This is a genomic window from Bacillus sp. 2175 (genome assembly GCF_057812155.1).
Map to the genome: position 1 here is coordinate 50,022 of NZ_JBSZSU010000008.1, position 19,041 is coordinate 69,062.

Below are 19,041 nucleotides of genomic sequence, written 5' to 3' on the forward strand. Positions count from 1 at the left end.
AAATGGATGCGATACCAGAATTAATAACAAAGAATGATTGGAATTTACTATGTTGGGATGATAGATATAGTAGGGGGATATGGGCTATAGTTACACCTCATCCAAACCATATGTATAAAATAAGAGAGATTATAGATGGTGAAGGGATGCTAAGTACGGAATTAGGGTTTTATTTCCAGAATGAAGGTTCTTGGCTCCCTGTTGCTAATGGAAATAATCTAATGGATGTTTTAACGAAGCTCGATGACAAAATTAAACCGATGATTGGCAACACTATATGGAAAAGGAGTGTATATGACACTTTTCAACACTTTCTTGAAGAAAACTATAGTAATTTCGGCTTGGAAATTGCTCTTAAAAATAAAGTGAAGATTTTATTAAAACCAGAGGAATTATAAAGGGTTATATCAAAAAATGATTTTCAAATCAGAAAGGAATAATAATATGAGTGAATTATATAACAAACGTATTAAGCAAGCTTATGAAAATGCAAAAGGATCTATGGAGATTGAAGGCTTTAGATTTACAGATTCTGATGAAAAACTAATTACCGCTTATCTAAAAAAAGAAATCACAAAAGAAACATTTATTAAAATTGCGAGGGAGCGTGCTAGAAAACATGGTAAATAAATCTCTTTACACATACGATGGCACAGATGTTTTAAAAAATAAATTTGGTATTAAGGATCAAGCGGAATTAGAAGAATTAGAAAAATTGATAACTACGGCCAAAATCGCAGAATTAGAAATTAAGCCAATCCAGGGTAATTTTGATCTTGATCATCTTAAAAAGATACATAAACATATTTTCGAAGACATTTATGAATTTGCTGGCCAAATACGACAAGAAAATATAGCAAAAGATTTCTTCTCTTTTGGTGATGCTAGATTCATTGAATCAGGGGCAAAAGAACTATTTGGTCAACTAAAACAAGAAAATTACTTGAAGGTTATGAGTCCGGAAAAGTTTTCTGAAAGAGCAGCCCATTATCTAGCAGAAATAAATGTACTACATCCTTTCCGAGAAGGAAATGGTAGGAGCCAACGTGAATTCACTAGAACATTGGCCAAAAATGCTGATTATAAAATTGAATGGAATAGGGTTTCAAAAAGAGAAATGATGGATGCGATGATTAAATCTCATGTAAACACAAAAGAACTCGAAAATCTTATTAAGTCAGTGATAACACCAATACAAAAGAACCCTGAAAAAACATTGATTAGAAACCAAAATAAAAGTTTGGAAAGGGGATAAATCTATATGCAATTAGACTATTTTAGTCTAAATAAAATCTTAATTTGGATCGGCATAGGAATGTTGATATGTTTCTTTCTAAAAAAAATAAGTAATTATATTAGCAATTGGTTCTATCTAAGGAGATTATATAAAGGCAGCGATATATCGAAAAGTAAGTGTGAAAAATTTTATGTGGGTGAAATTTCGAAAGAAGATTTAGGGGAATGGGAGAAAACGCTTAAAGACTTAGATGTCTTAATTCCTTTATCTAATCGTAATGAATCTATACCAGCTATTATAAATTATGATTTAGGGATAATGTATTCTACATCTAAAGAGATGTTTTCAGAGTATCTCACATTATATCATCCAGAGCATGAAAAAATAAGATTTCAATCTGAACAACTAACAGAGCTTAGAGAAAGAATTCTTCAAAAATATCTACATGAATTAATTTATGAATCCTTAAATTGTTTGGATAATGAATTAGATAATGTTCACAATATAAAAGAGAAAATTGCCAGCATAATAGATACTCAAAATAGTAGCAAGGATTATATTGTATCAAAGAGTTGCGAAGAGATTTCGAGTGAAGAACTAATTAATGTACTAAGAGAAATCAGCCAGTATGTACCTTGTATTAAATTTGAAACATGGCACAAACGATTAAGTTTTTGTATAAAAATTGCTGAAGATAATCAACGTTTATCAAGAGAGGGAAAATAAATATGTATATGACGGTAGAAATTAACATGCATTTAAATAGAAAATTATCACATAAGGACACGACTGCTATAGCAAAGAAGCTTGGCGACTTTGGAACGATGGATGATTATGTGAATTTTGAAGGGGATTCACTTATATTTAAAATGACTAAAGAGAAAAATAGAAAGTATATAACTAAGCTGCTTTCTTTTTTAGAACAATTTTTAGAGGATACGGATGTAAACAAAATAGGAATGATAAGTATAGAAGCAGAAGAGAATAATAATCTTCTCATTTATGCCTTTAAAAAGCATATTTTTATTACTATTGAAGGAATCAAAGAGGGGAAAAGAAGCTATAAAATTTTTGATGTGAAAGGCAATGAATATAAGTATAATATGGAAGGAACAGAACAAGTTCCTATTGAAAATCATGTGGCTGCAACATATTTTTTACATTATTGTAAATAAGGTTTTTAAAGTAGAGAGGATTAAAATGAAATTCTTCACTTTTTCTTACTAAAAGGAAAAACATGTTCCTTAGAGAACATGTATAATAAGAACAGTAAGAGAAGGGAGAAGAACACATGAGCGAACAGGGATATTGGAGTAAAGAGATCTCTGAGCTATTACAAATTGGGGATAGTACACTGAGAAAGTGGTGTATTGCTCTAGAAAATCAAAAATATATATTTATTCGTGGCCGAAATAATAGTAGGGCTTTTGTTGATAAAGATATTATTGTTTTGAAACGAATGAAAGAACTTGTACAAGAAAAAAGTATAAATTTAGAAGTAGCAGCACAAATATTAGTAGCAGGTATGAATCCTGAAGAAAGAACAATGGGCGTTCCTGAAGAGGAACGCCCTGGAAACTATCTACAGACCATAAATATAGAAGTTCAAAAGCTAGAACAGATATTAGAACAACAAAAACAGCAAGAAGATTTTAATAAAGCACTTTTAAAAAAACTTGAAGAACAGCATAAATACTTTGAAGAACGGATGAACGAACGGGAAAAAAGGGCAGAAGAACGAGATAATTTACTCTTACAAAATATAAGAGAAATGCAAGAAACAAAAAAATTAATAGCAGCTAGTGAGCAAAAAAGGAAAGGCTTTTTTAGCAGGTTGTTTAGAAATACTTAACAAACGGTAAGATAAGTGTTGGAGAATTAAACGAATTCATTATTTAACTACATATAAAAGAGTATTCATGTAGTTATTAGCAGATTATAAATAGAGAATAAATGAAGGTGATACCTTTAGGGAAAGGTAATGTTAGGTGATTGTTTTATGGAAAATTATATAATTTGGTTGAAAGAACAAGGAAAAAGAGAGAATACAATTAAGCAATATGAAACTACATTAAAAGAGTTTATTCAGTGGTATGAAGATACAAATGGGGTTGTATTCCAGGGAGAGTCGATTACACCTATGGATCTTCAAGAGTGGAAACAATTTCTAATGGAAGTTGCAAAAACAAATAGTGGAAAACAATTATCAGTTTCTACAGTTTCTACAAAAATTGGTCGAGTAAAACCATATTTTAAATTTTTATATGAAACGAATAGAACGCAGACAAATCTAGGTGCAATGGTAAAACAACCTAAAATTCAAAATAAAAATGATGCTAAATGGCTTGATCGTATTTCTAAAAATAGGCTTATGAGGTACCTAGAGGATGTTGAATTAATTAAGAAAAATCCTTGGAAAAACTATAGGAATTTGGCAATAGTTAATATAATGTTACAGGCTGGATTAAGAGTCAGTGAGGTATCCAAATTAAAACTAGACGATATTGAAGATGGTTTTATTTCTGTACGGGATGGAAAAGGTGGAAAAGCCAGAAAGATTCCTATGAATTCAGATGTAGTCAATAGCATTAATAAATGGAAAGAACATAGACAAATACATCAAGCTTTTAAAGAAAATCAAACAGAATATCTTTTTGTCTCTCAAAAAAATGGTCCACTATCAGTTGTAGGAATAGAAAATATCTTTAAGACAATTCGTAAGCATACGGGATTGGAGGAACTAACACCGCATGTACTTAGACATACTTTTGGCCATGATTTAGTACAAAAAGGTATTCCAATTTCATATGTAGCTGAATTGATGGGACATACGGATATAAATACAACCAAAATTTATGTTACAGCTGGCCAGCAAGAAAAACAAGAAGCTGTAGAAAAGTTAGCCTCTGGAAAGTATACAAAATAGTTTCTCTACTTAAAAGGTTGTAGTACTTGGAAATATTTCAGTACTACAACCTTTTAAGTAAAATAAATTAAAAGCAAGAAACCTTTAAATTATCACGGGGGAAGAAATGAAGGTGGAAAAATGACCGGTAATTTTCTTGTAGACAGTTTTATACTTATTGCATCGGTAGGATATTTGAGTTGTATTTTATACAAGCTAATTATAAATATAAGTGAAGATGAACATGAATAATTTATTAACACCTAATTTTATAGATAAAAATACCTAATTAATTAATTTTTATATGGTATAATATACCTAACGTAGTTCTTTAAAGAACTCTATTTTGCAAATAGCTTAGAATATCTAAATCTAAATTTATTTTTTTGAAAAGGAGTAATTTAATTGAGAGATATTTTACAAGTGAGAGAAATTTATAATGTATGACGGTGCTTTTTTTAGAGGATGTTTCAATGGTTTAAAACTAGTTGCTCCATTTTGGTTGATTATTGGTTTATTAGTTTATATGAACATCCAGTAATGGATTATAAGTAATTTTTAGGAGGTAAATTGATGGGAAAAACATTATTTATTGCAGAAAAATATAAAGTAGCACAGAAACTATTAAAATCTCCACGTTTCAAAAATTTAAAAAAGGTAAATGGCACAATGCCTTACTATGGTTATTTTGAAAATGAGGACTATATTGTAAGTTGGTGCCAGGGCCATTTATTAAGATTAAAATATCCAGAAGAAATTGATAGTAAGTATAAAGAATTTGATTTTGAACATTTGCCAATTCTTCTAGAACCACATCTTAAAGTTATAGAAGAAACTGAAGAACAACTGAATATCTTAGTAGAACTATTAAATAGAGAAGATGTTGATTTAGTGGTTAACTCATGTGATAAGGACAAGGAAGGAGAATTAATCTATCGTGAAGTTTATAGCTATGCAGGCGTAGATAAAAATGAAAAAAGGATATTCACAGCATCATATGAGCCAGCAGAACTAGAGGCAGCGCTAAATAACTTGTTACCAGGAGAAGAGTTTGATGCGTTAGCATCGGCAGCAAATGCAAGGCAGTATTTAGATTATGCCCTTGGAATCAATATAACCAGGGGATGTACAACTAAACTAGCTAATAATCAATTTTTATTAAGTTCTGGACGAGTACAAATGTGCTTACTTAATGAAATACGCCAACGTGAAATAGCTAGACAAAATTATAAGGAACAAACTTCTTATAATTTAAAAGTCTTAACAGCTCCAGGATGCACAGCTGTAATGAAAACTGAAGAACAAATTTTAGACTCAGCTCCATTAATACAATTAGCAACTAGAATTAAAGATACACAGTTAGTCGTAAAAGAATTTAGTGAAAAGGAAAGAAAAAAACAATCTAAATCACTATATAATTTAACGGATATTTACAAGGATGCTTTAGCAAAACTAAAGATCAGTCCTGAAGTCGCTAATAAACATATTCAACATCTATATGAGGAAGGATTTATTTCTTATCCTAGATCATCATCAAGACATTTACCAAGGGAACAAGTTAATAAAGTAAAAGAAATAATCACTGTTCTAGAAGAATCTAACTATAAAGAATTTGCAAACATGATTGATATTTCAACGGTTTCTGAGAAACATTCATCATTTAATGATGAATTAGTTAATAGTCATTATGCTGTTATTCCTACGACTAAAAAATATGATGGTGCAAATAAAAATGAACTAGAGCAAAAACTATACGAACTTATTGTAAAACGATTTATTAGCAATTTTATGCCGCCTGCTATATATCTTGTGCGTGAAGCATCCTTTGTTGATCAAGAAGGTAATGAATATGTATCAAAGGAAAGACTTTTACAGGAAAAAGGGTTTTTAAGTGTATTCCAAGAGGATGAAGAAGACGACGACGTAAAAGAATTTAAAATCCCAATGCTAAGTGAAAATGATCGTTTATTAATTGTTAATCATGAATTAATAACATCTAAATCTAAAAAACCAGCATTACATACGGAAAGTACAATGTTAACTTTTATGGAGTCAGCCGGAAAGAAATTAGAGGATCAAAACTTGAAAGAATTAATGAAAGGAAAACGTATTGGGACTGTAGCAACAGAAGCTAAATTCATCCCAACCTTAGAAAATAGAGGATATATTGCTATTGAAAATGGAAAAATTAGTACGACTGAGATTGGAAGAGCATTTGTAGACACTTTCCCAGTAGAACAGGTAAAAAACCCTGAGTATACAGCGGAATTAGAAGGTATGATTACATCCATTGAAAATAAAGAAATGGACTATAACGAATTTGTCTTGCAAACAAATTCGTTTGTAGAAAAGGTAGTTGAACAGTTAGGGAATATAGATAGTAATGTGGCAATTAGAATGGTAAATACCCATAATAAACAAATAGAAATATGCACTTGTACATGTAAAAAGGGAAAAATCATTAACAAAGGAAAATTCTATGGATGTAGTACTTATCCAAATTGTGAAATGTCTATTCCTAAAAAGATAAAGGGAAAGAATATTCCAGAAGAACAAATAAAAAAACTTTTTAAAGATAAAAAAACAGATTTAATTAAAGGGTTTGAATCAGAGAAGGGGAAATTTGATGCATATCTAGCCTTTCATGAAGGAAGGGTGCGATTAGCACTCCCTACAATAGATGAATTATCATTAGGCAGATGTCCAAAATGTCAGAAGGGTAAAATTCTTTCAAAAGAAAAATTTTATGGATGCAGTGATTATAAAAATGGTTGTGATTATTCCTTTCCTATTAAATTAAAGGGAAAACTCATTCCTAAAGCACAAATAAAAAAATTGTTTAGTGGGCAAAAAACAGATTTTATCAATGGATTTCAATCTGAAAAGGGAGAATATACGGCTGCACTACAATTAAAGGATGGTAAGCCAACATTTATATTTCCTACAATAGATGATCGTACATTAGGTAAATGTCCACTTTGTAGAAGCAGGGTACTTGTAGGAACAACAAATTATAAATGTGAACACTATAATAAAACATGTGATTTTAAGATTAACGGAACATATCTAGGTAAAAATATTACAAATAACCATATAAAAAAATTATTAGAAAAGAACTTAACAGATATGATAAAAGGTCTCAAATCTAATAAAACAGGTAAAGAATTTGATGCCCGATTATCATATAGCGTAGCACAAAAGCGGTTAACATGTATTTTTGAGAAATAGGATACCAGTTTATATTTTCATATTGCTAGATAAAGGGAGTTTGAAAAATGTTGAGATCTAGTTATTGTACTTCGATAGGATACCATATTGGTAACCTAGAAGTTGAAATAGTCATAGATACAAATTATCAAACAAAAGAAGAAGCTGAAAAATTGGAAAATAACACTTCTCTTCACCAGGCAAAGTTAGATAAAGAAAAACTAGTAATAAATGATTCAATTATTATAAACAAAGATGATATTGATAGATACCAGTTTAGATTATGCAAAGTATGGAATCCCATTATTTCAGCTACAGATTTTGAAGCAGTTTCATGGGATGAAGCAATACAATATTTATCTAAAGAATCTGGATTCAATATGTTCAATTTGGAATCTTATTACTTTGAAGTCCATAAGGGGAAGCATATAGTAACTAAGTAATAGGGGGCAAAGGAATGAATAATAATACTTTCATAGTCAGTCCTAGTAAATTTGGTGTAAGAAGAGAATATTTTATCCCAAGTTTACTATTGGAACAAAAAAAGAGCTTAATTGTATTTGATAATAACGTAAATAACTCATATGAGTATACAAATAAACAAAAACAGGAACAAGGATATCTAGTCTTTAAATACGATGTATTTGATGAAGAACTATATATAAAATTGCAGCAACTACTAACAGATAAAAATAATCAAAAATATATATTCTATATTCAGCAGGGAGCTTTTACATTAAACCAGGAATTTAGAACTAAAAATGGAAACGAAAAAATGGGAGAGTTATTTCGAATGATTCTAGAAGAAAGTACAAACTCTGGAATACACATTTTTATAAAAGATTTTCTTAGACATGATCCTGAGAATAAAGAGTTACTAAAAATCCTCAATACTGGACGGAGTAAAAAAATTAGTGTAACTATTATGGAATATTCTTATAAAGAATGTATTGAAGTGGTTAAGAATTGTTTTTCAAAAATATTCGTATTTGGAATTATGGATATAGGCGATGCAGAGTACTTTAGTAAAGCATCTAATAACCTCGTTACATCCGTAGAAATGATGTATATGCCTGATAATAAAGCGTTAGTTTTATTATCAAATAAACCTCCAAAGATTGTTGAAAAAGCAATGGCTTATAAAATGTAAAGAGTATAAGATTTTTTATTATTAACATACAAGTAAAAGAGAGATAGCAAATGCTATCTTTTTTTTATGTGAGTCACTATATAATAGGTAAATCAGCTAAATAATTTAATTTATAAAAACTGAAAATTATGTATATTTTTTAGAAATATTTATAATAAACTTACTTAATTTTGTTTTTGTTACTATGTAGTAAAGGGATGAGATGAGGAGGGATTTTATGTATACAGCAACCAGTAATGAGAAGGTTATGGAATTGTTAAATACTTGGTATATAGAAATGAGAGCTAGACGTATAGGCAATGCCCAACGTCTAAAAGAGAAAATAGATATTAAAATTCAAAAATTAAAAAATGAAAAAGAAGAAGCGTTACAAGATCAAAATTTATTGTTGTATTATTCTTTATTGGATTTCCGATACAACTACTTAATAGACAATTTAGGTATATCAAAAGATAGTTTTGAAAAAATTAATTCTTTTGAAGCTCCAGGAGATAACTTTCTAGCATATTATTATAACTTCTTTAAAGGCATTCACTCAAACGAATTAGGAAATTATATTGAAGCAAAAGAACACTATGAAAAAGCTGAAACTTTTTTAGAATATGTTCCAGACGAATTAGAGAAAGCAGAATTTTATTATAAATTAGCAACATATCATTATGATATCCAGCAAGCTCTTTTATCTATTAAATATGCAACTAAAGCTAAAGATATGTATATTCACTATTCAGGATACGAAATAAATGTTGCCTTTTGTGACAATATTTTAGGTCTATCTTGTACATATCTTAAAGAGTGGGAACTTGCTGAAGAACATTATACTGCTGCTATGAGTCAATTTCAAAAGATTGGTGAAGAAAAGTTTATTATAATGATCCGACACAACTTAGGCTGGATGTATGCGACTCAAAACCTATCAGTCTTAGCTATTCGTTACCTATCTGAAGTTGTCGAAAAGTCCCCTAAACATTATAAAGCAATATATGTTAAGGCAAAGGAGCACTTTAAATTAAATCAAACAGAGTTAGCAAGTGTATTAATAGAAAAAGGCCTAGAAATTTGTAATGATTTACACCAGGAAGAATATAAAAATCGTAATTTAATTTTAAGAGAAATGAACAATAATTCACCTGCTGAACAATTCGAACGGGTAGCATTGGAAGGGATTAAATATTTTGAAAGAGAAGAACTATATTATAATGTCCAGGAATATTATGAAGCGCTAGCAACCAAATTTTATGAAGAAGACGGACATTCTAAAGCGAGTAAGTATTTTCATTTGGGTTTACAGGCTAGAAAGAAAGCATTTGATAAGGAGGCATTAAAATGAAGAAAACATTAATTGGTTTAATGGGAATCGTTACGATTTTAACTTTTACAATAGGTCTATCTAATCCAGGAGAGGTTCAAAAGTTTATTCAGACTAAGGTTGCTGCATCCGAAGGCGACTATGGAGGATAATAATTTTTCAGAGGGAAAGGAAATGACTTTATTGCTACTTAATTAGGGCTCATGGCACGGGATGTACGGCAGCTGCCTACATTCCGTAAGCCACCGCTCCACCTTTACTCAACTCGATAACTACAGATTGTAGAAAAAAGATTAGCTGGCAGCTGCAGCTAATCTTTTTTACAATCTGTACGTTCCTGAGTTTCGCTTAACAAGGTGGACGGAGCGTAAAACCCGAAAAACAAAACCTAAACCCCTTAAAGGAAGCCAGGCTAGTGCCTGGCAAAAAAAGTACCTGGTATAGCAAGCCCATTCCCACCTGACTTTGAACGTGTGGGACCCCCGAACCCTTCACGCTCAAAATCTAGGTGGGGAGCTCATCTGTCAAGGGCAAGACAAGAAGCGGAATAGCCCAACTCTTACTGCTTTTGAGTTTCGTATGACCTACTCGTCATGCTTCCTCGTATCCCAACTCAACTAACAAAAGACTAGTAATCGTATAGCCTCTCCCACTTCCCTTGACAGACGAGCTCTGGGCTTGCTGTTAAGCTTCGCACCCCGTCGGGAAAAATAATTCCCAACGGGAAGGATAATACCAGGTATTTTTTTAAAAGAAAAAACAAATACCCCATTGGGCTATTTGCCCAATAACAAACAAACGTTAGCCTATTGGATCGTTAATAGGATTAAACAATAGTAGATACAGCTTGTTTATAGATAAGTTGTTGTTTTCCATTAACGATCATAAGGATAGTAAATTTGTCTACACCTACAATTCGTCCTGTCATACGCACACCACTAATTAAAAACAGTGTAATTTCTTTTTTTGCTAATTTTAATTGCTCATATAATTCATTTTGAATATCTTTCATTTCAGTATTATATCCCCCATTCTAGTAATATTTACAATATAAATAAAATTCTATCGTTTAATTCTTACTATGGCCACTAAGAATTAAAACATGAAATATTAAACTGAATCATTTTTGTGTTATTATTTATCGTTTTTATATAAAAACGATAAATAATACTGTATTTTTGAGGGGTAATATGCTATAATTATATATGTAAGGGAAAGAGAAAAATTGAAAGGATTGAATAACTATGAATGAATTATCAATTGTTAAAGAAACAAATCTTATTATTTTAGAATCACCAAAAAGATATGTGAAAGCATTTGAGGAAGAAGCTACAACTAAAGTGGATTCAAATAATATGGATCTTACAAAAAACCAGTATAAATGTTTTTTAAATGCTGTTACAAGTTTAACATTTTTATTAGGTGAAGCACTGACACAAGAACAAAAGGATAAAATTATTAAAACAAGGCAGGGCATAATTAATATAGCAGGGGAATTAGGTTATAACCGCCATGAGATAGTTAGATCATCATTATTTTATAGTGAAAATAAAGCACTTTTTAAAAGTGTATTATAGTTTACCTCTAACATATACCAAACCGATATAACGGAAGACAGAAATGAATATATTCGTTGTTGCAATTTCATACAATCTTAGTGTTAGTCAAAAAGGAAGGAAAGTATATGCGGAAGTATTTACTACATTTAAAGAAGCTTTTGATTATGCTAAAGATGAAATCTTTGATTTACAAGATAAAGGGATCGAGGTTGATTATAGAGAGGTTATAAATGATGAGTTAAAAGAAAGAGAACATAATTTATCATTTTTAGTACAAGAACTAAATGGAACAGATTTTATACAAGTTACGATTAGACCTAAAAAGATATAGATAAATATAGAGATAAAAAATAACAAACAAAATAACAAATCATTAAGAAAAAAAGAGGCCATATATATGAACCAAATAAACGTAGCATTTAAACGTAGAGCTGTTACAGCAACAGTAGAAATTCGCCATAATGATTTTTATGTAGAATTCGAACATTTAGCGGGATATCTGTACATTTGTAAATTTGAAAGAGAAATAGTATATGTGAAAAATAAACAAAATGGTGGAGTAGTTAATTCATATTCAAAGTCAAATGAAGTGAAAATATATAAGGGATACATTAAGTATTCAGCTGATAATCCATTTGGAGCGATTCCCACTATTGAAGAAATATTGAAGAAATGTGACCTGGGTACAATAAGAATAGCAAGAAATTATGTAGAGGCTTATTATGTGGGCCATAATGAACAGTTAGAACATTTATATCCAATTATAAAAAACGATTTATCTGTATATAAGGGTGTTTTTGTTGATGGGTTATCAGTTAGAGAAGTGATAGAACAAACAGATTTTGATATGTTAAAGGATTTTAAGATGTTTAAAGTAGAACGTGTTTGGGATGCAATAGAACCTCATTTAATGAAAATTGAAGATATGTTCTTTACAGAAATATACACATTCTTTAAAGGGAATTTTTTTAAAGTGAATTATAGAGATATTTGTACGAAGTTCTTTTCATAATAGAATCCCTCCTTCTTTAAGAAGGGGGATAAAAGGAGAAAATAAGATGAAAAAGTTTATATATATTACAAGTATTTTAATAGGCGGCTTATTAGGTAGCTATATATCACTAACTTATGCAAAGGATGCAACTTTATTTGAAAAAGCAGGAATGTATTTCCTTATTTTTCCTACCATTATAAATAGTTGTACAAAATTATTCCATAAAGCAATTACTGGAAAAGGAGAAAAAAATGAAACATTATTTGTTCCTACGGTACATTGTGCCATTTGTTGGACAACACTATTGTTCTATATCAATATAAAATTGAATTTCCATTTTGTTTTAACATTAGTTCTAATAGTAAATATAATCGTTTGGGTAATTCTAACAATTACAGTATGGAAGCGTAAGCAAGAAAAGTTAATTGCAATAAAATAAAAGAAAATCAAAAATCTTTGACTTTAAGATATACCAAATAGATATAATAAGAAGTTGTAATTTAAAAAATGGAGGACTTTTTATGAGAAAAGTAAAAGTTATAGTAAATACACTAGAAGGAGAAGCTGGGAGAATTGCTTTTAAAGATGTTGGGTGCGCCAATACTTTTATTATGGTAATGAACAAAGAAGCTTTAAAAACCAATCAATTAAATTTCAAAATTGAAGTTAAATTGGTTTTACAAGAAGAAGATTCACAAAAAATTCTTGAATTATTTTATAAAGTTAATGAAAATAATGATGATTCGCCGATTCAGGATGAACTAATAAGAAGCTATATACAAATCAAGAATGAAATGCAAGAAGAAAAGGATTCACAAAAAATTAAGGAACTAGAAGAACTACTTAAAAAGTATAAGTCTATTATAAGAGAGCTAATCCCTAATATTTTATAAATAATAATTTGAATATCATTATATAAATCTAAAAAGCTCTTATAATATACAAATTTTAAAATGTCAACATATTAGAAACCTGTTAGAATGGCCAACTGGAGAACAAATTATATCTTTGAGATCCAGTTGGTTGCAACAGGAAATAAAAATACTAAATACTATGAAAGGTGTAATGAATATGGGGGATTTTTTAATTGGTTTGTTTAGTCTTATAGTTATATTAATCTTATTACTCTTATTTTACATAGGAATACGTTACACAAAGATAGTGGGAATTGTATTTGGAGCTTTTCCACTTACATTGTTTTTCTTATTTTTATTATATAAATTTTTAGAAACTACAGGTCAGCTTGTTAATGAAATATATAATAATGCAGGTGTTAAAGGAATTATAATAGGAGTCTTTGGTTTTTGTTTTATACTAGGCATAGTTGGATTGATAGTTAATGCTAATGAAAAACAAATACGTAAAGAAGAATTTTGATTATAAATTTATTTATATGGATTAAGGGTTATATAAATATAAAAAAGGGTGTGTTTTGATGGATAAGATACATGAAGTAGAAATGTTGGAAAAGAAGAGGAAATCAAGCCTTAGACAAACGATCCTTACTATAGCATTAGTACTTATATTGGGAATAGTTATAGAATATTTTTCTTTTTTTGCTGATTTATTTGGGCTTATGGGAATAGAAGTTTTTTTAAAATTCCTTTTACAAATTATATTTTTGGGGTTAGGAATGATTAGTGTTTGTAACTTTCTTATACTTCTTACAATAATTCATCAACTTGATAAAAAAAGGGACGATATTAAATCAAGTAAAACTTTATTATAAATAATAATTTATACGCCAGGAAAGAAGCGGCTCAATAGGAGCCGCTTCTTTTTATTTGAAAGGTTGGCATCGAGCCAATTTAAAAATGAAAAACACGGATGCACCGTGTTTTTATCAAAGTAGCAAGCTAAAGCTTGCTAAATAAAGCAGATAGTCAAAGGAAATTTGTTGAGTAACTAAGTGGATTGAAAATAAGGGCCCAAACATGGGTTTAGAGATTAATTATATCTTTTCTGTACTTTTTATTTAAATGGATTCCGAAATGTGATAAAGGGAGAGATAGGAGCCTTAAATTGCGTTTTTAAACTAATTGTTAGAGTGGAACAAAAATTAATGGGCTACTCGCCCAAACCCAGCCAACGGTAGCCCGTTGGATAGCTGTTTATTATCCCCCCAGCCCCCGTTACATCGGGGGAGCTACCCTCGCCGGTAGGCAGGCCAAAACGAAAGGTTTTGGCAATGCCAAGAGGGTATTGGTGTAGTGAAATTGTCAACTCCTTATCCTCCCTCCCGTCGCTTTGCTATGGTCAGTCCGGTACCGTTGACAATGCTCTAGTGTACATGTCTTATCTTTGTATAGCTTGTCACCATGTTTATTAAACATATCCTTAAAGAATTTTCAAATAAGATATATCAAGTCAACTAGTTTATAAGCTAGTTTGTTTTGAAATGGTGGAATATGTTCGAGAACGTGTTCTACCATTTTTAATAGCTGTTCTTTAGAAGAACGTAAGTTGTTCGCTACTCAAATGCTAGTGGTTTCTTTTAACTTGAAAATAGTTATATGCTTTTGTATTATTTATTGTTTATTCATAAAAACGATAAATAATACATATATTTTATTGAATAACATATACCAATGTGATATAATTATATGTGTAAGGAAGAGAATTTAAAGGTTCTAAAGTCAATTGAAATATAAAAATCAGTATATCATTATAATGGGATGGTGAATTTAAGTGAAGTATCCAATATGTCCGTATTGTGCAAGTGAACAAAAAATAAGAAATGGAGTTCTACTACCAAAATGTGATTTTTGTGGTGCGGATCTTAGAGATAAAAATACAGGTTGTCTTCGCCTAGTAAGTGATAAGGGAGAAAGGTTTAACTTTCAAAAAATGAAAACTAATATTTTCGAAGAGCATGCGATGCAATCAGTAGAAATATTAAAAACATATCATAGTTTTGATTTATACATTTTATTAAAAGAGATAAGAGAAAAAAGAGAACTTTTATATATGGGGTATGAGATATTTTTAAAAGCAGCAAAGCAGGACATTGAATTTGAAAAAAATGCTGAAAAAGAGTTACTTGTTTTTAATGACTGGACTAGGCGAATGTATGTAATTGAAAATATTTTAATAGAAAGACAAGGTTATTTTCCTTCTAATATAACTGATAAAGTCCTTCAATACATGTGGGATCAAATGAAACATTCTAAACAAAATAAGATGATTGTACATAAAAATAATTGTAATGAACCTAATCATATAAATACTGATTGTGTTTAGAAATAAATAAAAAACATTATTTTAATATATAAGAATCAAAAAATGTTAAAACGATAAATAAATAATAAAGGAGAAATTCTAATGACAGTGCTTCAAAATCAAATGAAACAAAAATTAATAACTGAGGAAAATATAGATATGCTAAAAATTTTAGCGCATCCGGTAAGACTACAAATAGTCGATGTTTTAATGCGACATAAAAAATGTAATGTAACACAATTAGTGGAGTTATTACATATCCCGCAATCAACGGTATCACAACATCTATCAAAAATGAGGGGAAAGGTGTTAGGATCTGATAGAAAAGGACTGGAAGTTTACTATTTTGTTACTAATGTAACTGCACAAAATATAGTTCGAACTTTATGTGAAAAAAAGGAGCATGGGGGAAAATGAATTGTAGATATTGCAATACATATATAGATATTAATTTATGTGGTACATGTTCTTTTTGTAAGCACAATTTTATAGAATGTACAATAGGTCCTAAAAAAATAAAAAGATATGTAGATGAAAATGATGCTGTACAGCCTATAGAGGTATTAAGAAAGTATCATACATACGATCTAATAGTATGTTTAAAAATTATGCGAAAAAAGAAATCAGATTCATATTCATCGTTAGTTCAAGCTAATCATGATACGGATAGTACAAAACATGTAATTAAAGAAAAAAAGGAATTATATAGATTTTGGAAAAAGAGAACTTGGATAATTGAAAATTTACTTATAGAAATACAAGGCTATTTTCCTGAAAGAATTACTGATAAATATTTAAATGAACTATATAGCCAATGTTTTAAGTCAAGTCAGAAAAGAAGTAGGGAATTGTTGTCTAGATGTGTATCCTTGTAGTTTCAGTAATTATAGAAGGTGAATATAATGAATAAATTAACATATAAAGCAATTTTAAAGAAATATAATCCTGAAACAAACAAAGCAGGTCGAGAGGTTCGTTCAATTACATTTTTCGCCAAAGATATTAAAGAAGCATGGAATAAAGCTTCTGATGAATTTGAAAAAGAAAGAGAAAGTAATGATACTATTGAGGTTAAGTTGATATAGTATTGTCTTCAGTTTGTTATTATGCTACTATGATTGATGGTTTAAGCTTTTTTTCTTATAGTTTGTTATTTTATCCTGGATTAAAACATCCAGGAATTTTTTTAACATTTAACTGGATAGATTTGGCAAAAAGAGGTGGTATCAAATGAAAACACAAATGTCATTTAATATTTATATTGATCAAATAAATGATTTTACGGAAATTGTTCCTGAGACTTTACGGGCACATACAATCTGTAAGTTTTTAAAAAAGGAGTATATTCCTTCTAAAATAGTTAACGCATTTGAAGGTGAAGGTGAAGCTTATCAAATAAGAATGGATAAACGCAGTATTAATAAATTAGATGAAATGGTCAAAATAGCAAATGAAAGCGGATTAAACGCTAAAAAAGACGTGAATCGATCAGCTATTATGAGAGATGTGTTTGAACAATTCATCAATAAATATAGACATATAAAATTTCCAAAGCCAGAACGAAAAAGGACGTTGCTGCACGTTGAAGCTGGCACAATAAATAATTTAGCTAAATATATAGATAGTTATGAAAGAAATAAAACTATAGAAGAGTTTATTGTACAGGAATACAGTGGCCCACATATAACAGCTAAAGAATTAAAGAAACGATTACGTACTGAATCAGAATTAATTCCTATTACCTTGGATGCAACAACCTTTTTAATCTTGGATGAAATTGCAGAGGAATTTGGGGAAAATGTTAAACGTGCACACATTTTAAGAGATGCAATAAACCAATTATCACAAGGATTTAATGCATCTCTAAATATGTAAGTGTAGGTCAAATAAATGTTCTATATAAAATAATATCCAGGTTTATTACATCTGAATAAGCGATAACCAATTAAAAATTTTAGAGGGGGGGGATTAATTCCCCTAATCCACTTAATCTATTTTAATCCAACCTTTTTTTAATGCTTTTAAAACGGCATTAAGTCTATCTTTTACTTCTAATTTTTTTAGTATACTTGAAACATGATTTTTTATTGTTTTATCACTTAGTTCAAATGTTTCCGTTAATTGTTGATTAGAATACCCTTTACCTAGTCCTTCTAAAATGTCCCACTCTTTATTAGTTAGTAAACCATCAGGTCTTCCAGTGTTATGCTCGTAAATTTTTAAGCGATCTAAATTATCTTTTGTATTATCTAACTTCGAAGAAGTAAAATCAGTGTGGAAGAAGGCAACTCCTGGATCTTCAATAGTTTCTAGTACACACATTAATTTATTAATCTCAATATTTTTAAGCAAATAAACGTCTATATCATATTCATCCATTGCACTAAATACATCTTCTTGTAGGCTTTTGTTTGATAATGCAATTATTTTTAATGAGTAATTATCCTTTAAACTAGATAGTAAAAAGTTTCTTCCTTCAATCGTTTCGTAGTCTATAAGTAATATATGTGATACATTATCTAGTCCTTTTTCTAGTAAAGTAGATTCTAATTCATTATAAGTAGATACATCCTGGATTTTTCGATCTAACTTGGCTTCTAATATTTGTTTTAGCCCAGCCCTGTATATTGGTTGATCACTCCAAATGATAATATTACTGTTATAAGGAATGTTTGTAGGTTCCATATCCTTATATCCCTCCTTTTATGCTTTTAAATAACAATAGAAAAGTTATTAGACCCATATAAATATTAACACGTTTTGAGTGGAATTTAATTTTTTGAATATTGAAAAAGAATAAAACTGAATTAGTACTATATTCTATTCGTACAACTATAATCCTATAATAGTAATAAGATAAAAAATACTGAGATTTTGTGGAAAATGCAAGAATAAAGAGTTTTGAAAGGATATAAGTAGGTATATGGGGGTATTTTGATGAAAAACAACTAAATTTGGAGGGATAGTCGATTTATTTAATAGGTAAAAATAACTATATAAAAAGATGTTATGGTAGTTAAAAAGTTCTATTTTAGGTATAATGGTGAAGTATACGTATTGTAATTTAGATGATATTTTAGTATTATTAGTATCGAAGATAAATATTCTACCAATTTATTTCCCGAATTGGTTGTTTATATTTAAAATAAAGATAATAAATACATATATAAATAAAAAAATATAAAAAAAGACAAATAAAAAAGGATGATGTTTCCCGCATCATCCATCATAGTAGTGAGCAACCCCGCTAAAAGTCGAGCACTACAATTCGCATATTTACATCATCATAATATCATGTTTTATTTTGTGTGTAAAGTATATTTAAAATATGATTCTATAATTTTTTGCGAATAAAGTGTATTCTAAATATTAGATATTCGAAGGCTATCGAGTGTTGTTTACTGCTGTAAAAAAAGCAGAGAACAACACTTTTTTGTTGTTCCAAAAGGAGTAGAAATTTA

General features: G+C 29.6%; 26 protein-coding genes. 24 read left to right on the plus strand and 2 right to left on the minus strand.

Translation table 11 applies throughout. From position 1 onward, the window contains the following. The first annotated feature begins 2 nt into the window (after positions 1-2). From ACXKY9_RS28905 to ACXKY9_RS28960, 12 genes are all read left to right on the plus strand, one after another. Positions 3-398 carry a hypothetical protein gene (locus tag ACXKY9_RS28905; protein ID WP_012008592.1) on the plus strand — a complete coding sequence of 132 codons (396 nt, stop codon included), beginning with the start codon at positions 3-5 and terminating at the stop codon, positions 396-398. Between the two features lie 46 nt (positions 399-444). Beyond that, positions 445-630 carry an antitoxin VbhA family protein gene (locus ACXKY9_RS28910; RefSeq protein ID WP_001293227.1) on the plus strand — a complete coding sequence of 62 codons (186 nt, stop codon included), beginning with the start codon at positions 445-447 and terminating at the stop codon, positions 628-630. Beyond that, positions 620-1,255, plus strand: coding sequence for a Fic/DOC family protein (locus ACXKY9_RS28915; RefSeq protein ID WP_012008593.1), 636 nt, complete (start codon positions 620-622; stop codon positions 1,253-1,255). Before ACXKY9_RS28910 ends, ACXKY9_RS28915 begins: the two co-directional genes overlap by 11 nt. A 6-nt stretch (positions 1,256-1,261) precedes the next feature. After that, a complete protein-coding gene (locus ACXKY9_RS28920) occupies positions 1,262-1,963 on the plus strand; it encodes a hypothetical protein (RefSeq protein WP_012008594.1) in 702 nt (233 codons plus the stop codon). 2 nt (positions 1,964-1,965) lie between these two features. After that, positions 1,966-2,412 (plus strand): hypothetical protein, encoded by a 447-nt coding sequence (locus tag ACXKY9_RS28925; protein WP_000282021.1) that lies wholly within the window; start codon positions 1,966-1,968, stop codon positions 2,410-2,412. 116 nt (positions 2,413-2,528) lie between these two features. Then, positions 2,529-3,089 (plus strand): DUF3967 domain-containing protein, encoded by a 561-nt coding sequence (locus ACXKY9_RS28930; protein ID WP_000003058.1) that lies wholly within the window; start codon positions 2,529-2,531, stop codon positions 3,087-3,089. Positions 3,090-3,236: 147 nt separating this feature from the next. Beyond that, entirely contained in the window at positions 3,237-4,163 is a 927-nt protein-coding gene (locus ACXKY9_RS28935; RefSeq protein ID WP_000432938.1) for a tyrosine-type recombinase/integrase, read from the plus strand. 552 nt (positions 4,164-4,715) lie between these two features. Further along, a complete protein-coding gene (locus ACXKY9_RS28940) occupies positions 4,716-7,370 on the plus strand; it encodes a type IA DNA topoisomerase (protein ID WP_012008596.1) in 2,655 nt (884 codons plus the stop codon). A gap of 47 nt (positions 7,371-7,417) precedes the next feature. Beyond that, positions 7,418-7,792 carry a hypothetical protein gene (locus ACXKY9_RS28945; RefSeq protein WP_000946495.1) on the plus strand — a complete coding sequence of 125 codons (375 nt, stop codon included), beginning with the start codon at positions 7,418-7,420 and terminating at the stop codon, positions 7,790-7,792. Between the two features lie 14 nt (positions 7,793-7,806). Beyond that, positions 7,807-8,499: a type IV secretory system conjugative DNA transfer family protein gene (locus ACXKY9_RS28950; RefSeq protein WP_012008597.1), complete on the plus strand. Its 693-nt coding sequence runs from the start codon at positions 7,807-7,809 to the stop codon at positions 8,497-8,499. A gap of 217 nt (positions 8,500-8,716) precedes the next feature. Beyond that, positions 8,717-9,829 carry a response regulator aspartate phosphatase gene (locus ACXKY9_RS28955; RefSeq protein ID WP_000287770.1) on the plus strand — a complete coding sequence of 371 codons (1,113 nt, stop codon included), beginning with the start codon at positions 8,717-8,719 and terminating at the stop codon, positions 9,827-9,829. Continuing rightward, complete coding sequence (locus ACXKY9_RS28960; RefSeq protein ID WP_000751784.1) at positions 9,826-9,960, plus strand: hypothetical protein; 135 nt, start codon at positions 9,826-9,828, stop codon at positions 9,958-9,960. Before ACXKY9_RS28955 ends, ACXKY9_RS28960 begins: the two co-directional genes overlap by 4 nt. A gap of 674 nt (positions 9,961-10,634) precedes the next feature. On the opposite strand, the gene hfq is transcribed toward ACXKY9_RS28960, so the two are convergent. After that, positions 10,635-10,820, minus strand: a complete 186-nt coding sequence (hfq, locus tag ACXKY9_RS28965; RefSeq protein ID WP_000651963.1) for an RNA chaperone Hfq — start codon at positions 10,818-10,820, stop codon at positions 10,635-10,637. A gap of 232 nt (positions 10,821-11,052) precedes the next feature. On the opposite strand from hfq, the gene ACXKY9_RS28970 reads away from it, so the two are divergent. The 12 genes from ACXKY9_RS28970 (at position 11,053) to ACXKY9_RS29025 (ending at position 17,455) form a co-directional block, all read left to right on the plus strand. Beyond that, complete coding sequence (locus ACXKY9_RS28970; protein WP_001004369.1) at positions 11,053-11,385, plus strand: hypothetical protein; 333 nt, start codon at positions 11,053-11,055, stop codon at positions 11,383-11,385. A gap of 43 nt (positions 11,386-11,428) precedes the next feature. Continuing rightward, positions 11,429-11,698 (plus strand): hypothetical protein, encoded by a 270-nt coding sequence (locus tag ACXKY9_RS28975; RefSeq protein WP_012008598.1) that lies wholly within the window; start codon positions 11,429-11,431, stop codon positions 11,696-11,698. 66 nt (positions 11,699-11,764) lie between these two features. Then, positions 11,765-12,379: a hypothetical protein gene (locus ACXKY9_RS28980; protein ID WP_012008599.1), complete on the plus strand. Its 615-nt coding sequence runs from the start codon at positions 11,765-11,767 to the stop codon at positions 12,377-12,379. Between the two features lie 46 nt (positions 12,380-12,425). Continuing rightward, positions 12,426-12,800: a hypothetical protein gene (locus tag ACXKY9_RS28985; protein WP_012008600.1), complete on the plus strand. Its 375-nt coding sequence runs from the start codon at positions 12,426-12,428 to the stop codon at positions 12,798-12,800. Between the two features lie 82 nt (positions 12,801-12,882). After that, entirely contained in the window at positions 12,883-13,254 is a 372-nt protein-coding gene (locus tag ACXKY9_RS28990; RefSeq protein ID WP_012008601.1) for a hypothetical protein, read from the plus strand. Positions 13,255-13,414: 160 nt separating this feature from the next. Then, a complete protein-coding gene (locus tag ACXKY9_RS28995; protein WP_040120061.1) occupies positions 13,415-13,738 on the plus strand; it encodes a hypothetical protein in 324 nt (107 codons plus the stop codon). Positions 13,739-13,796: 58 nt separating this feature from the next. Further along, complete coding sequence (locus ACXKY9_RS29000) at positions 13,797-14,090, plus strand: hypothetical protein (RefSeq protein ID WP_012008603.1); 294 nt, start codon at positions 13,797-13,799, stop codon at positions 14,088-14,090. A gap of 1,118 nt (positions 14,091-15,208) precedes the next feature. Further along, the gene (locus tag ACXKY9_RS29005; RefSeq protein ID WP_000856065.1) at positions 15,209-15,601 is read left to right on the plus strand and encodes a hypothetical protein; all 393 of its coding nucleotides are present in this window, start codon (positions 15,209-15,211) and stop codon (positions 15,599-15,601) included. An 81-nt stretch (positions 15,602-15,682) separates the two neighbouring features. Beyond that, positions 15,683-15,997: an ArsR/SmtB family transcription factor gene (locus tag ACXKY9_RS29010; protein ID WP_000217377.1), complete on the plus strand. Its 315-nt coding sequence runs from the start codon at positions 15,683-15,685 to the stop codon at positions 15,995-15,997. Continuing rightward, positions 15,994-16,455: a hypothetical protein gene (locus tag ACXKY9_RS29015; protein WP_000995822.1), complete on the plus strand. Its 462-nt coding sequence runs from the start codon at positions 15,994-15,996 to the stop codon at positions 16,453-16,455. The genes ACXKY9_RS29010 and ACXKY9_RS29015 overlap by 4 nt, the downstream gene beginning before the upstream one ends. Positions 16,456-16,482: 27 nt before the next feature. Then, a complete protein-coding gene (locus ACXKY9_RS29020) occupies positions 16,483-16,665 on the plus strand; it encodes a hypothetical protein (protein WP_012008604.1) in 183 nt (60 codons plus the stop codon). Positions 16,666-16,810: 145 nt separating this feature from the next. Continuing rightward, positions 16,811-17,455 carry a hypothetical protein gene (locus ACXKY9_RS29025; protein WP_012008605.1) on the plus strand — a complete coding sequence of 215 codons (645 nt, stop codon included), beginning with the start codon at positions 16,811-16,813 and terminating at the stop codon, positions 17,453-17,455. Positions 17,456-17,566: 111 nt separating this feature from the next. Here ACXKY9_RS29025 and ACXKY9_RS29030 read toward each other — a convergent pair whose 3' ends face one another. Continuing rightward, positions 17,567-18,265 (minus strand): response regulator transcription factor, encoded by a 699-nt coding sequence (locus ACXKY9_RS29030; RefSeq protein ID WP_012008606.1) that lies wholly within the window; start codon positions 18,263-18,265, stop codon positions 17,567-17,569. Positions 18,266-19,041 lie beyond the last annotated feature (776 nt).